16 protein-coding genes are annotated in these 14,099 nt (G+C 66.9%); 9 read left to right on the plus strand and 7 right to left on the minus strand.

Features of this window, described 5'->3' with window-relative positions; all coding sequences use genetic code 11:
* Positions 1-33: 33 nt before the first annotated feature.
* Positions 34-678, plus strand: coding sequence for an arsenate reductase/protein-tyrosine-phosphatase family protein (locus tag FIV50_RS02495; RefSeq protein WP_140036050.1), 645 nt, complete (start codon positions 34-36; stop codon positions 676-678).
* Here the strand turns inward: FIV50_RS02495 and FIV50_RS02500 are convergent.
* The 3 genes from FIV50_RS02500 to FIV50_RS02510 are packed head-to-tail and all read right to left on the minus strand — an operon-like array spanning position 665 to position 4,522.
* Entirely contained in the window at positions 665-1,822 is a 1,158-nt protein-coding gene (locus tag FIV50_RS02500; RefSeq protein WP_258184378.1) for a glycosyltransferase family 4 protein, read from the minus strand. The genes FIV50_RS02495 and FIV50_RS02500 overlap by 14 nt on opposite strands.
* Positions 1,819-2,985 carry a DUF1972 domain-containing protein gene (locus tag FIV50_RS02505; protein WP_258184379.1) on the minus strand — a complete coding sequence of 389 codons (1,167 nt, stop codon included), beginning with the start codon at positions 2,983-2,985 and terminating at the stop codon, positions 1,819-1,821. The genes FIV50_RS02500 and FIV50_RS02505 overlap by 4 nt, the downstream gene beginning before the upstream one ends.
* Positions 2,986-2,989: 4 nt before the next feature.
* The gene (locus tag FIV50_RS02510; RefSeq protein WP_140036051.1) at positions 2,990-4,522 is read right to left on the minus strand and encodes a sugar transferase; all 1,533 of its coding nucleotides are present in this window, start codon (positions 4,520-4,522) and stop codon (positions 2,990-2,992) included.
* Between the two features lie 352 nt (positions 4,523-4,874).
* Here FIV50_RS02510 and FIV50_RS02515 point away from each other — a divergent pair, with 352 nt between their 5' ends.
* From FIV50_RS02515 to FIV50_RS02550, 8 genes are all read left to right on the plus strand, one after another.
* On the plus strand, positions 4,875-6,005 hold the full coding sequence (locus tag FIV50_RS02515; protein ID WP_140038594.1) for a low temperature requirement protein A: 1,131 nt from the start codon (positions 4,875-4,877) through the stop codon (positions 6,003-6,005).
* Between the two features lie 89 nt (positions 6,006-6,094).
* A complete protein-coding gene (locus tag FIV50_RS02520; protein ID WP_140036052.1) occupies positions 6,095-7,078 on the plus strand; it encodes an intradiol ring-cleavage dioxygenase in 984 nt (327 codons plus the stop codon).
* Positions 7,079-7,116: 38 nt separating this feature from the next.
* Positions 7,117-7,353: a twin-arginine translocase TatA/TatE family subunit gene (gene tatA / locus FIV50_RS02525; protein ID WP_140036053.1), complete on the plus strand. Its 237-nt coding sequence runs from the start codon at positions 7,117-7,119 to the stop codon at positions 7,351-7,353.
* Positions 7,354-7,356: 3 nt separating this feature from the next.
* The gene (tatC, locus tag FIV50_RS02530) at positions 7,357-8,163 is read left to right on the plus strand and encodes a twin-arginine translocase subunit TatC (RefSeq protein ID WP_308810385.1); all 807 of its coding nucleotides are present in this window, start codon (positions 7,357-7,359) and stop codon (positions 8,161-8,163) included.
* Positions 8,160-8,330, plus strand: a complete 171-nt coding sequence (locus tag FIV50_RS02535; protein ID WP_140036054.1) for a Sec-independent protein translocase subunit TatA/TatB — start codon at positions 8,160-8,162, stop codon at positions 8,328-8,330. The genes tatC and FIV50_RS02535 overlap by 4 nt, the downstream gene beginning before the upstream one ends.
* Complete coding sequence (locus FIV50_RS02540) at positions 8,331-8,621, plus strand: hypothetical protein (RefSeq protein ID WP_140036055.1); 291 nt, start codon at positions 8,331-8,333, stop codon at positions 8,619-8,621. It abuts the gene before it with no gap.
* A gap of 195 nt (positions 8,622-8,816) precedes the next feature.
* Positions 8,817-9,101, plus strand: coding sequence for a hypothetical protein (locus tag FIV50_RS02545; protein WP_140036056.1), 285 nt, complete (start codon positions 8,817-8,819; stop codon positions 9,099-9,101).
* A gap of 147 nt (positions 9,102-9,248) precedes the next feature.
* Positions 9,249-10,367, plus strand: coding sequence for a fatty acid desaturase family protein (locus tag FIV50_RS02550; protein ID WP_308810397.1), 1,119 nt, complete (start codon positions 9,249-9,251; stop codon positions 10,365-10,367).
* Between the two features lie 71 nt (positions 10,368-10,438).
* On the opposite strand, the gene FIV50_RS02555 is transcribed toward FIV50_RS02550, so the two are convergent.
* The 4 genes from FIV50_RS02555 to FIV50_RS02570 all read right to left on the minus strand — a co-directional run bounded on the left by FIV50_RS02555 (position 10,439) and on the right by FIV50_RS02570 (position 14,091).
* A complete protein-coding gene (locus FIV50_RS02555; RefSeq protein WP_140036058.1) occupies positions 10,439-11,062 on the minus strand; it encodes a response regulator in 624 nt (207 codons plus the stop codon).
* Positions 11,059-12,261, minus strand: a complete 1,203-nt coding sequence (locus FIV50_RS02560) for a sensor histidine kinase (RefSeq protein WP_140036059.1) — start codon at positions 12,259-12,261, stop codon at positions 11,059-11,061. The genes FIV50_RS02555 and FIV50_RS02560 overlap by 4 nt, the downstream gene beginning before the upstream one ends.
* A gap of 94 nt (positions 12,262-12,355) precedes the next feature.
* A complete protein-coding gene (locus FIV50_RS02565; protein ID WP_140036060.1) occupies positions 12,356-13,189 on the minus strand; it encodes an ABC transporter permease in 834 nt (277 codons plus the stop codon).
* A complete protein-coding gene (locus tag FIV50_RS02570) occupies positions 13,186-14,091 on the minus strand; it encodes an ABC transporter ATP-binding protein (protein ID WP_140036061.1) in 906 nt (301 codons plus the stop codon). Before FIV50_RS02570 ends, FIV50_RS02565 begins: the two co-directional genes overlap by 4 nt.
* Positions 14,092-14,099 lie beyond the last annotated feature (8 nt).

Here is a 14,099-nt window from a genome sequence, read left to right on the forward strand (position 1 = left end):
GCCGGCGACATCGCTCCAGAGCGGGAGGCTTCGGTGACGGCGATCCTGTTCGTGTGCAAGGCGAACATCTGCCGTTCGCCTGTCATGGCCTTTGCCTTCGCCTCATCCGCCGCGAAAAACGTCGACGTGGCGGTGAGCAGCGCTGGCACGGCAACCTCGTCAGGCCTCGGGATCTGCGAGATAGGTGCTGCGGTGATCGCAGCCGAGCCCGAGGGCATCGCCTACGCAGAAAGACATCATTCCACTGCCCTGGATGCGGGGCAGCTCGCGCGCCATGACTTGATCGTCGTTGCATCCCGCGAGGAGCGCGCTGCAACCGCTCGACTGCTGCCCAGTAGCAGGGGTGGCCTCTTCACTCTCCGGGAAGCCGTCGAACTGGGACGAAAACCGTTCGATGCAGCGGAACTGAAGTTGGTTCAAGGTACCCTGCGCGCCGAGTCCCTTGCTGCGTACGCCTTTCTTCTCGATGCACGACGGGGAACGCTCGACCTTCAGCCGCGAAGAGGGCTGTTCACACGGGCGGCTTCGCCGATGGCGCAACTGGACATCCCGGACTTTCATCATGGACGACGGAGGGCGCACGTCCAGGGGGTGAAAGGGGTGCTCGCAGAGACATCAGCTCTCGCGACGCAGGTCTCTCGAGGAATGCATCAGATTCAGCAGCTCAGCCAGTCGTGAGCGGGCCCGTGGCCAGGCCGAGGGCTTGGGCGATTCGTCGTCGATACAGCTCGGGGGCGTGCCGCTCTTGGGCGTCGACGCGGCTTCGCGGGGTCGCCGCTACCACTTCGGGCCAACGGGCGACGATGTCGGCGAGCGCCTGAGCGAGGGCCTCTGGGCTGTCGGGCGCGATCAATAATGCTGTGTCGTACCCATTCGCAGCCTCACGCAGACCGCTGCTGTTGCTGACCACGACCGGACGGAGGGCAAGCACGCCCTCAACGGCCGTATTCCCGAACGGTTCATCGACCCGGGAGGGGACGACGAGAACATCGGCCTGGTCGAGGAACGGCCATATATCCGGGTGGAAACCGGCGAATGCGACGTCTACGGCCAGCTCTTCGGCGAGGGCTCGCAGCTCCTCCTCGAACCACTCATACCCCGGGAAAACGGCCCCGAGCAGAGTGACGGTCGCCCTTTGCCCGGCGCGCGCCAGCTCGCCAGCGGCGCGGATCGCGACGTCCGGCCCTTTTCGCGGAGAAAGGCGCCCGACGTAGAGAACGCGTAGGGTTCCTCCCAATCGCGACCGCGGCGGTGATGGATCAGGAGGTGATGCTACGCCGTTGTATACGACCTCCACGCGATCGGCGAGCGGAGGAATGGAGTGTCGGAGAGTCTCGAGGCTGAACCGGCTATTGATGAGCGTGCGATTCGACACCAGGTGCGGGAGGTAGAGCAGCGCGTTCACCAGGCGGTTGCCGGAAGCTTCTGCTTCGTGAATGTGGCTCACCGCATGGCAGCGACGCAGCCGAGCGATCACTGGCCACTGCGGGATGATGATGGTCGACACATAGACGATGTCAGGGCGCACCTCGCTGATCAGCCGCCAGGATGCGCCGAGACCGCGGAACATGTCGCGGAACAGCGTCGGCAGGCCACGGGGCGTGAGCAGGACCTTTCTCAGGACGAGCATCGGAATGATGACGACTTCTGCGCCGGCTCTGCGGAGTTCGACGTCGAGCATTCCACGCCCCGGCAGTGCGACGACGACGCGCGCACCGCTCTCGACGAAGCCGATGACGCTCTCGAGCAGCATGCGGTCGGAACCGAACATCTCGGCACCCGGGTGTGCGACGAGGATGGTCCGGGAAGAGGAGCCGGTCACCAGTCCTCCGCCCGTCGGCGCGCACGGCGAGCGATCCTGTGCACGCTCTCGCCCGATGAGAGCCGTCGAGCGAGATCTTCGTAGGCGTCTGCCACCTCATCCCAGCGGAACACCGCCTGCGCCCGCTGCTGAGCGCGGGGTCCGCTGTCGCGCGTCCCGGCATGGTCGGCCTCGGCACGCTCGAACGCCGCTGCCGCCTCCTCCGGTGTGGTGAAGAACCATCCGTTGCCGTCGAGCACCTCACGATTGAACGGCACGTCGAAGGCGATCGTCGCCGTGCCGGCGCCCATCGCCCGCAGCAGCGACGGGTTCGTGCCTCCGACGGAGTGACCGTGATCGTAGGTGAGCGCGTGGAAGTACAGTGCGTCGAGGAGCTCCTGGTCGTAGACGCCACCGACGAGGCGAATGCGTTCGTCGCCCTGGGCGGCCCGCTGGATCTGCTCTGTGTACTCGTTGCTGTACGGGGCGGAGCCGACGACGACGAGCGGCAGGTTCGCGGAGCTCCGACGGAAGCCCTCCACGATCTCGAGCACGTGGTTCTCGGGTTCGAAACGGGCGACGATCAAGTGGTAGCCGCCGGGACTGAGGTCGAGTTCGTCGAGGCGGGCGTCGGCGACGGCGTCGAGGATCGGAGCGCCGTAGCGGATCATCTCGGTGGGCACGTCGAACTGATGCGTGTAGTAGTCGGCGATGCCGGGCGCGTCCGCGATCAGCGCGTCACCCGTGCGCACGCCGAACTGCTCCGCCCACCGGTAGTAGGCCTTGCCGCGAGGCCCCCATTTCGATCTTCGCCATTCGAGCCCGTCCATGTGCAGGGCGGTGGGCACCCGTCGCAGGCGGAACAGCGGCAGGAACGGCGAGTTCGCGGCGTTGAACACGAAGGCCGCGTGCGGACGCCGTCGGAAGATCAGGTGGAGTGCCGAGAATCCGGTATGGCTCAGCGTCTCGATCTGCTTCACGGGGACCGCGGGGAGATGCACCACCCGCATCCCGAGGTACTTCTTCTCGCGGCTCTTCGAACCTCGCGTATAGACGACGACGTCGTGACCTCGATCTGCGAGTCGTCGACCTACCTCTTCGACAGCGGTCTCGAATCCGCCGTAGGCCGCGGGCACCCCCCGTGTCCCCACCATCGCAATGGTGAGGGCATTCCCCTTGATCATGTACTCAGTATGCCCCGCTGGGCCGCACCATGACCTTGGCGGTGCGCCACATGATCTGCAGGTCGTTCATGACCGACCAGTTCTCGACATAGCGCAGGTCGAGGCGAACGCTCTCGTCCCACGAGAGGTCACTGCGTCCGGACACCTGCCACAGGCCCGTGATGCCGGGCTTGATGTACAGACGACGGAACACTGTGCCGTCGTAGGCGGTGACCTCGGTCGGCAGCGGCGGACGCGGACCCACGACGCTCATGTCGCCGATGAGGACGTTCCAGAACTGCGGCAGCTCGTCGAGCGACAGCTTGCGCAGGATCCGGCCCACGCGGGTGACACGCGGGTCGTCCTTCAACTTGAACAACAGGCCGGCTCCCTGGTTCTGCTCTTTGAGCGTCGCGAGCTGCTGCTCGGCATCGGTCTTCATCGAGCGGAACTTCATGATCTTGAAGGTGCGGCCGTCTCGTCCGACGCGCTCCTGCGAGAAGAACAGGGGGCCCGGAGAATCCAGCTTCACGAGCAGCGCGAGGATCGGCGTGATCAGCGCGATCGGGATGAGCGCGACGGAGGCGACGATGATGTCGAGCGCGCGCTTCAGCACGTGCTGACCGCCCTCGTACGAGGGGATCTGCACCTGGATCAGCGGAAGGCCCTCGACCGGGGCGAACGAGATGCGCGGCCCGGCGACGTCGGTGAGGCGGCTCGACAGTACGAGTTCGGCGGCGGTGCCCTCGAGCTGCCAGCTGAGGTGCTTCACGAAGTCGGGCTCGCCGTCGGGGCGGCTCGCCACGATGATCGTGTCTGCGCCCAGCTCGGCGGCCACGGTGGAGACGGAGTTGACGTTGCCGAGCACCGGGAACTGCGCTCCGCGGGCTTCGACGTCACGTGCGTTGCCGTCGAGCAGCGTCGCGCCCACGACCTGGTACCCGGAGGCGCCGATCGGGTGCAGGGTGCGGATGACGTACTCGACGTCGTCGCGGTTGCCGACGACGAGCGTGCGCGAGGCGAAACGCCCTCGCGCACGCTGCGCCGTCAGCCAGTGCCGCCACGCCCAGCGGGTGACGAGCAGCGTGAGGACACCGAGCGGAAGGCCGACGAGCAGCACGAGCTGCATCGTCTGCCAGCCGAGCACGACGCTGAGCATGGCGATGATCCCGAACGCCAGCCCGCTTGCGTGTGCCACACCGCGATACTCGGTGGCGCTGGCGCGGAACAGCGCTGCGTCACGGGTGTGCAGCGCGCCGAGCATCAGATACCAGAGCGAGGCCAGCAGAATGCCGTTGCGCAGGGCCTCTTCCCCTGCGACACCGGTCATCACCTGGCCCGCTGCTGTGATTCCGACCGCGAACACGATGACCCCAGCATCCGTGATCCGCAGCCGCATCCGATAGCGCCGCTCCCACTGGCGGCGCCGCTCCAGCGTTGCGGACACGCGAGGTGTGACCACCGTGCGCGTGACCGACTTGGCGGCTCGCGGGGCAGCGACCGGCGTGAAGACCGACCCCGTGCGAGTGATGCTCAAGGCATCCTCGACGGAAGTCATGCCGAAGCCCCTTGAGCCCTGAATGTACGCAGAATTCCCCAGTGCGCCATAGTTATCCCCAGATATTCCCCAGACCACGGACCCCACGTCCATGGCATCGTCTGCGTCCCGACCCCTCGGGTCCTGCTGCATCCGTGATCCCAAATCACGAGTAGCGGTCACCGTCCCACACGGTGTTGCTGGCAGCAGGCACTGCAGACTTCGTTCACTCTAGCGGAACCGAACGTTCAGCGGAAGATAATTCCCGCGAGTGGATCAACCTTTATTCCAGTACGCGTGCTCGGATCGGGAATGGCGCCGATATTCTGACCGCGTGACCACCACCTCCGCGCCCCGATTCCATCTCAGCCGCATGCTGCCCAGGGATCCCGCGCAGCCCCACCGCAGCGCCAGCACACTCGAGCTGTTCTTCGATCTCGTCTTCGTCGTCGCCGTGAGCATCGCCTCGGCCCAGCTGCACCACGCGCTGAGCCACGGCGACTTCGTCCACGGCATCACCTCTTATGCACTGGTGTTCTTCGCGGTGTGGTGGGCGTGGATGAACTTCACGTGGTTCGCCACCTCGTTCGACACCGACGACTGGCTCTACCGCGTCACCACGATCGTGCAGATGGGTGGAGTGCTCGTGCTGGCGGCCGGGATCCCCGCAGCGTTCGAGCACGGCGACTTCACCCTTCCGGTGATCGGCTACATCGTGATGCGCCTCGCGATGATCGGGCAGTGGCTGCGCGCGTCACGTGGAGCGGGGGAGCTGAAGGCCGCCACCCGCCGGTACGCCTTCGGCATCGCCGGCGTGCAGGTGCTGTGGGTGCTGTTCCTGTTCATCCCGTCCGGACCACTGCAGCTCGTGGCGTTCGTGGCGTTCGCTCTCGTCGAGGTCGGTGTGCCGGTGTTCGCCGAGCGCCGCGGGCAGACGCCGTGGCATCCGCATCACATCACCGAACGCTACGGTCTCTTCACGCTCATCGTGCTCGGCGAGAGCCTCCTCGCCTCCGCCAACGCGATCATCGAGGCAAAGAACGAGCTCGACTCCTTCGTTCCGCTCATCTCGATCTCGGTGCTGACGCTGGTGGTGACCGCATCGCTGTGGTGGATCTACTTCTGGCCGCCCCACCACCGGGCGATCACGACGCTCGGCCGCACGCTCCGCTACGGGTACTCGCACTATTTCGTCTTCGCCGCGGCCGCCGCGTTCTCCGCCGGAATCGAGGTCGAGCTCGACGTCCTGACCGGCGCGAGCCATCTCTCCCAGCCCGTCGCCTCGCTCACGGTGGCCATCCCGATCGCGATCTTCCTGCTCGGCATCTGGTGGATCGCTATCCGCGAGCACGCCGACAGGGTGGTGAACACGGTCATCCCGCTCGGTGCGGCCGTGGTGCTGCTCGACTCGATGCTGCCGATCCCGGTGGTGATCACGGCCGCCGTCCTCGTCGTGATCGTGGTCGTGCTCGTCTTGCATCCACCGGTTCGCCGGGAGCCATAGAAATCGCATAGGCGCGGCATAGCTCGCTGATCGCATCCTCCGTGACCATGGGTACATCGACACCCGTCCACACCGAGAGGAGCACGATCATGAGCCGCATTCCCGAACCCGTCCAGACCCCTGAGGGCCCGACCTATGAGGGGCGGCTGCTCGACCGCGCCGACGAGGAGGTCGTCGATCAGGGCGCCGCGTTCGACATCCGCACCCTGGTGACCCGCCGCGGCGTCCTCGGGCTCGCCGGTCTCGGCGTGGGCGCGATGGTCCTCGCCGCGTGCGCGCCGTCGGAGAGCAGCACGTCGAGCTCGGGCGACTCGATATCGACGACCGACACCGGAGGCTCGTCTGGGTCGACGACCACGACCGCGGCGGGGGAGATCCCCGATGAGACCGCAGGGCCCTACCCCGGCGACGGATCGAACGGGCCGGATGTCCTCGAGGATTCGGGCATCGTGCGTCAGGACATCACGACCTCGATCGACGGGTCGGCGACCGCCGACGGCATACCGCTCACCTTCGAGCTTCAGGTCATCGACCTCGCCAACGGCAGCGTCCCGTTCGAGGGAGTCGCGGTCTACGCATGGCACTGCACGGCTGAAGGCGAGTACTCGATGTACTCCTCCGGCCTCGAGGACGTCACCTACCTCCGCGGAGTGCAGGTCGCGGATGCCGAAGGCAGGGTCTCGTTCACCTCGATCTTCCCCGGTTGCTATTCGGGCCGCTGGCCGCACATCCACTTCGAGGTCTACCCCGACGTCGACTCGATCACCGACTCGGCCAACGCCATCGCCACGTCCCAGCTGGCGCTGCCGGAGGACGTCTGCGCCACCGTGTACGCCGACTCCCGGTACCCGGGATCCGCGCAGAATCTCTCGCAGACGAGCCTCGCCGGAGACAACGTCTTCGGCGACGACTCCGCCGCGCTTCAGCTGGCCACGGTCACCGGTGACGTGGGCACGGGATACTCCGCAGCGCTCGTGGTCGGCGTAGACACGACCGCGACGCCGAACGCGGGCTCCGCACCGTCGGGCGGCGAGGGCGGCCCCGGGGGCGGCGGTGAGCCGCCGTCCGACTGAACGCGAATCACGCACTCCACACAAGAGAGAAGGAAGACATGCTTCAGAACCTCACAGGGTGGCACGCCCTGATCATCCTCGCGATCGTCGTACTGATCTTCGGCGCCGCGAAGCTCCCGGCCCTCGCAAAGAGCGTCGGGCAGTCCATGCGCATCCTCAAGTCGGAGGTCGCAGAGACCTCGAGCGAGGCGCGGATCGAGCCGGCTCCGAGCATCGGCAACCCTGCGAGCGACTCCGCCGACGTCGTCAGGCCTGCTCTGCGGGCCGCGGAGTAGACGGTGTCCGCGCTCGCCGCTGACGCCGTCGAGGCGAGCAGATCGCCCGCCCCGACCAGGATGCCGCTGTCGTCTCACCTGCGGGAGGCGCGCAGGCGCTCGTTCCGTGCGGTGGCGGCGCTCCTGGTCGGGGTGGCGGCCGGGTATCTCCTATCCGACCAGATCCTCGAAGTCGTCAGGGCCCCCATCACTGCGCTCGCCGAATCGCGTGACGCGAGCCTGAACTACGACAGCATCACCGGGGCCTTCGACCTCAAGCTCAAGATCGCGCTCTTCGCGGGTGTCGCTCTGTCGAGTCCGGTGTGGATGTACGAGATGCTCGCCTTCCTGGCCCCCGGCCTCAACACCAGGGAGAAGAAGTACACGTTCGGGTTCCTCGCGGCATCCGTCCCCCTGTTCATCGGCGGCTGTCTGGCGGGTCTCCTGCTCTTCCCCCACATGGTCGAGCTGCTCGCGAGCTTCGCTTCGACCGAGGACAGCACCCTGCTGCAGGCGTCGTACTACGTCGACTTCATCCTCAAGATCGTGCTCGCCACGGGTATCGCGTTCGTTCTTCCCGTGTTCCTCGTGATGCTGAATCTGCTGGGCGTGGTCTCGGCCCGGGCGATCGCGAGGAGCTGGCGGATCGTCATCGTCGCCATCGTCCTGTTCAGCGCGATCGTGACGCCCGCGGCCGACGTGCTGTCGATGTTCCTGATAGCGGTTCCCATGACGGTGTTGTTCGTGGTGGCGCTGCTCATCGCCTGGATCCATGACCGCACCGCCGACCGCAGGGCGGCTGCTGCGGCAGACGGCGCGACGGAGGGATGACGATGTTCGGACTCACCATCGAGAAGCTGCTTCTGGTGGCGCTGATCGCGGCGGTGATCATCGGTCCTCGACGGCTTCCGGAGTACGCGGGCCGTCTCGGGGCGCTCGTCCGCCGGGTCACCCTGCTCGCAGGCGATGCGGCGCGGCGAGTGGAGTTGGAGATCTGAGTGGAGAACATCCGCCAGGACTGGACCGCATTGGATCCGCGGCAGTACGACCCGCGGCGGATCATCCGCGACGCGTGGGCGGCGGGGGAGGTCCCTGAGACGAGCGAGCGGAGATCGATCGATCCGAGGGCAGACGAGGCGACGGCAGACGAGGCGACGGCAGATGATCCGACGGCAGACGATCCGACGGCGGATGTCGTCGATGACACGCGGCCCGAGGCCGCGGGTGCCTGGATCGTGGCGGGATCCTCAGGCCACCCGCGACGTGTGTGGGTCCCGGCCGGCGGCTGAATCATCGCGCACCGGTGATGCCGACCTGCTAGACTGATGGAGCACCGTGTGTTCTGGCCCTATCTAGGCCGTCCACGGAGCCACTGATCAGGGCCATTCCGGACCATGTGCATCGATGCGCGCGGTATCCGCCCTTGATCTCACATCTTGCGGGTCGCGACATCGCGCGCCCGTCACACAGCAATGAGTATGACCATGAGCATGACCACTTTCCCTCCTTCCGATCCGTTGACCTGGAAACAGGCCGATGCAGACGTGCACGTCGCGACGCGATCCGGCGAGTTCGCCGGTTTCGTCGAGTTCGACGGCACGACGCATCTCGCCCGAGACCAGCGCGGGACCGAGGTCGGCGCCTTCGCCTCCCTCGACGACGCGCGCGAGGCCCTCGAGGCCGCCAGTACCTCGAAGCGCCGCACACGCGCCTTCTCTTTCGCGCTCCCGCGCGCGCTCAGGAGCCGTCCGCGACGAGCCCGCGCCTGACCGTTTCATTCACAGCACCTGTGAATCGTCAAGGGGTGTCGACGTATTCCCCACGGCGCATGTGCGGGGGGTTAGGTTGAGTTAAGCGTTGGGCGATCTGCCTTGGGCTTACCACAGCTCAAGGGCTCCAATCGACGGGAGAGCAACATCTCCATTTCTCAGGTCGAAAAGACCGCAGCCACGCTCGGACCGGTACGTCAGACGTATGCCGGTAACGCAGACATCCCCCCGATGACGCACGCTTACAAGCAGGTGTCGCAGGTCGTCCGGGAAACCGGCCTCCTGCAGCGCGCCGGATGGTTCTACATCTTCGTCGCCGCCGGCCTCGCCGTCGCTCTCGGAGGGCTCATCACGGGCTTCATCCTGCTCGGCGACAGCTGGTTCCAGCTGCTCATCGCCGCTGGGCTCGGCCTCGTCCTCACGCAGGTGGCGTTCCTCGCCCATGAGGCGGCGCACCGCCAGATCCTCACTTCGGGCCCGGCGAACTTCCGCCTCGCTCGCATCCTGGCCGCCGGCGTCGTCGGCATCAGCTACTCGTGGTGGGACTCCAAGCACACCAAGCACCACGGCAACCCGAACCAGGTCGGCAAGGACCCCGACATCGAGGTCGACACGATCTCGTTCCTCGAGACGGATGCTGCGCAGTCGCGCGGCATCGTCCGCCTGATCACGCGCAAGCAGGGGTGGCTGTTCTTCCCGCTGCTGACGCTCGAGGGGCTCAACCTCCACTATCTCGGCGTTAAGCACCTGGTGACGAGCAAGAAGGCCAAGGGCCGCTGGATCGAGCTGGGCCTGATCGCGCTCCGCTTCGCGATCGTTCTGGTCCCGGTCTTCCTGATGCTCCCGCTCGGCATGGCATTCGCCTTCATGGGCGTGCAGCTCGCCGTCTTCGGCGTCTACATGGGGGCGTCTTTCGCCCCGAACCACAAGGGAATGCCGATCATCGACCCGAACGCTCGCCTCGACTTCTTCTCGAAGCAGGTGCGCACCTCGCGCAACATCCGCGGCGGATGGTGGGCCACCTGGCTCATGGGCGGTCTCAACTACCAGGTCGAGCACCACCTGTTCCCGAACATGCCGCGTCCGAACCTCGCCAAGGCCCGTGAGATCGTCCGCGACTACTGCATCGCGAACGACGTGCCGTATACCGAGACGAGCCTCCTGCGCTCGTACGCGATCGTCATCGAGTACCTCAACCGTGTCGGCCTCGCCGCCGGTGCTGATCCGTTCGACTGCCCCGCGGCCGCCCAGTTCGTCCGCGCGTAGACTGCCCACGACGTCGATTCGAACGGCCCTCATCCCTCGGGATGGGGGCCGTTCGCGTATTGAGTCGTCGTCTAGATCAGGCCGAGTTCGAGCGCCAGCGTCACGGCGCGCGTGCGGTCGGAGACCTCGAGCTTCTCGAACACGTGGATCAGGTGGGTCTTCACCGTCGCCTCGCCGATGAACAGCTCTCGAGCGATCTCCGGGTTGCTGCGACCTGCGGCGACGAGTCGGAGAACCTCTCGTTCCCGCGGGCTCAGCTGAGGTCTGCCCGGTCGCTCGCCGCGCATCCGCGTGACGAGCGTGGCGGCGATCGTCGGGGCGAGGACTGTATGGCCTCCGGCGACGGCGCGGATTCCTGCGACGATCTCCTCCTGCGGTGCAGCCTTGAGGAGGTAGCCGCTCGCTCCTGCCTCGATCGCACCGAGGATGTCGTCGTCGGTCTCGTACGTCGTCAGCACGAGCACGTGCACCTCAGGCAGCTCGGTTGCGATGCGCGACGTCGCCTCGATGCCCGAGGTGCCTGGCATCCGGAGATCCATCAGCACCACATCGGGGCGCAGGCGAGCGGCCAGGTCGACCGCCTCGGCGCCGTTCGACGCCTGCCCGACGACTTCGAGACCCGGATCGAGGGCGATGAGTCCCACGATGCCGGACCGCACGATCGGGTGGTCATCGGCGACGATGACTCGGATCATGGCGTCGTCTCCATCTCCGCGTCGACGTCGGCGTCGGCGTGCAGCGGGATGCGCACGGTCAGGTCGGTGCCTGCCCGGGCCCCGTCTGCGACGGTCAGGCTGCCGCCGACGAGAGCGACCCTGTCCCGCATCCCCGCAAGGCCGAATCCGCGGTCATCGTCGATCGAGACACCGCCGAGTCCGCGGCCGTCATCGCGGATGCGGAGCTCCGCCGAATCGGAGATCGCCAGCGTTATCTGAGCGGATGCGGCGCGGGAGTGCTTGCGCACATTCGCGAGGCCCTCCTGGGCGCAGCGCAGCAGGACGACCTGCACGTCACGCGCCAGCACGGCATCCGATGCCGACACGTCGACACGCATGCCGGTCTCTCTCGCGAATCGGTCCCCGAGGCGGCGGAGCGCGTCTCCGAGGGACTCGGCGGACGGCGCGGGCGAGGTCACGGCCACGAGAGCCCTGGCTTCGACGAGCGCCTCTCGTGCCGCGCTCTCGATAAGCTCGATCGCCGCGGGTGAGCCGTCGAGGCGGGCGCGCTCTGCGAGCATGACGATGCTCGTCAGGCTCTGGGCGATCGTGTCGTGGACGTCGCGAGCGAGACGAGCGCGCTCCTCGATCGCACCGGCTTCTCGGCTCGCGGTCTCGAGGCCCGCCTGAGCAGCGGTCAGATCCGCCAGCAGATGCTGGCGCTCGACGCCCCACTCGGCGATGCGCGTGATCCATAGGCCGAGAGCGAGGCTGAACGCGGTCGACAGCCCGGACGAGATGAAACCGGTGCTGAGGGCGTCAGCGGTGAAGTCGCCCCAGTAGCCGTACGCGAGGCCGAGCACGACGCCGTTGCCCACCGTGACCAGCACGGCCTGCAGGGTCGACCGTGACGTCATCCAGATGAGCGGCAGCACCAGGGTCTGCAGCAGCAGCATGTTCGGCTCGATCGCGACGCCCACCGCGAGGAGCGAGATCATCCCGATCTGCAGCAACGCCGAGACCGCCGGGGCAGGGTCTTCGACGCCCTCGTGGATCCCCACATAGGCGCGGGCACCGAACGCGTAGATGAGGAAGACCCCGACCGTGATGGCGACGAGCACCCAGCGTGATCCGGCGAGGTTCTGGGGGAGGGTGAGGGAGAGCCCGGCCACAGCGAGCAGGAGCGCGGTCGCGGCGATGTCCCACCCCAGGCGCTCTCGACGGATCACGCGACTCATGCGCACCACTCTTCCACTGTTCCGCCCACCCCGATGCGCGGCCCGACGCCGCGAAGACGTCGTACCGCGCGACGGGGCGACAGCGATGCCGGTGTCATCCGTTGTGTCGGATCCAGCGGAAGGTCGCGCGGCTGAGGATGAGGCCCACGATGAGCCAGATCGCGAGCATGATCGCGACGAGACCGAGTGCCCACTCGCCGCCCGGTTCTGCGGCCTTGAACGAGTCGGGCAGGATCGCCGCGCGCATCCCTTGCGCGATCCATTTGAGCGGGAAGACGCCGGCGACGTTCTGCAGCCATTCGGGCAGCGCCGAGAAGGCGATGTAGACGCCGGAGATGAACTGCAGCAGCAGTACCACCGGGATCACGACCGCCGATGCGGTCTTGCCTGAACGGGGGAGCGCCGACAGGGCGATGCCGAGCAGCGTGCACGAGAGAAGGCCGAGCGCGAACACCCAGGCGAAGAGGCTCCAGGACTCGGCATCCGAGGGCAGCTGCACCTTGTAGAGCACGACCGCGACGGTGAGGAGCAGCGCCATCTGCAGGATCGCTGTCACGAAGACCTCGCCGATCTTGCCGATGAAGTACGTAACGGGCGAGATCGGGGTGCTGCCGAGGCGCTTGAGCGTGCCGTCGCTCTTCTCCACGGCTATCTCGATCGACAGGCCCTGCACTCCCGAGAGGAAGATGCCACCCGCGATGAGTCCGGGGAGGTAATAGGTCGCCATACTGACCTTGTCGGCGCCCTCGCCGACGTCGCCGGTGAAGATGGTCGCGAAGATCAGGTACATCACGGTGGGGAACAGGAACGTGAAGAAGACCTGATCGCCCGCGCGGAAGTACTGTCGCAGCTCGAAGCCGATGCGACGCACGCCGAGCCGGATCGTGCGGGGGAGGCCGAAGCGCGTCGGCGCGGTCGTGGTGCTCATGCCGGCTCCTTCAGGTCGGTGCGGCTGTCGTCTGTCGTGGGGTCGGCGGCGGATGCGGCGTCGTGCTCCCGGATCAGGCCGAGGTAGATGTCCTCGAGGGTCGGGCGCACGACCTCCAGGGTGTCCGGTTCACCGACCGTTCTCTGCAGCTCCGCGACGAACGCTCCGGGGGCCGATGTTCGCTGCTCATGACGCGTGCCCGTCGCATCCCGCCAGCGCACCACCGGCGTGCGTGCGTCTGGGCCGCCGATCTCGTCGATCGGTCCGATCGCCGCTATCCGCCCCGCGGTGATGACCGCGGCACGATCGCCGAGCTGAGCCGCTTCATCGAGGTAGTGGGTGGTCAGCAGGATGCTGGTTCCCTCGGCTTTGAGCGAGCGGATGAGGTCCCAGAACTGGCGTCGCGCTTCAGGGTCGAACCCCGTGGTCGGTTCGTCGAGGAACAGCATCTCGGGCCGACCGATGATCCCCAGGGCGACGTCGAGGCGGCGCTGCTGGCCGCCTGACAGCTTTCCCGCGCGGGAGCGCTGCTTCTGCTCGAGGCCCACCGCCGCGATCACCTCATCGATGTCGCGGGGGCGCGGGTAGTACCCGGCGAACTCGGTGAGCAGCTCACGCACGGTGAAGTTGCCCGCTTCGCCGGTCGACTGCAGCACGATGCCCAGGCGTGCCTTCCAGTCCAGCCCGCCGCGCTGCGGGTCGACGCCGAGCACACGCACCTCGCCGGACGTGCGGTGTCGGTACCCCTCGAGGATCTCGATGGTCGTCGACTTCCCCGCACCGTTCGGGCCGAGCAGCGCGAACGTCTCGCCCCGGCGGATGTCGAAGCTGATACCGTCTACGGCGGCGAACCCGCCGTAGTCCTTGCGGAGGTCCTGAACCTCGATCACGCTGTCTGTCATGTTCCCAG

The sequence above is a fragment of the Microbacterium foliorum genome (genome assembly GCF_006385575.1).
Lineage (GTDB): Bacteria > Actinomycetota > Actinomycetes > Actinomycetales > Microbacteriaceae > Microbacterium > Microbacterium foliorum_B.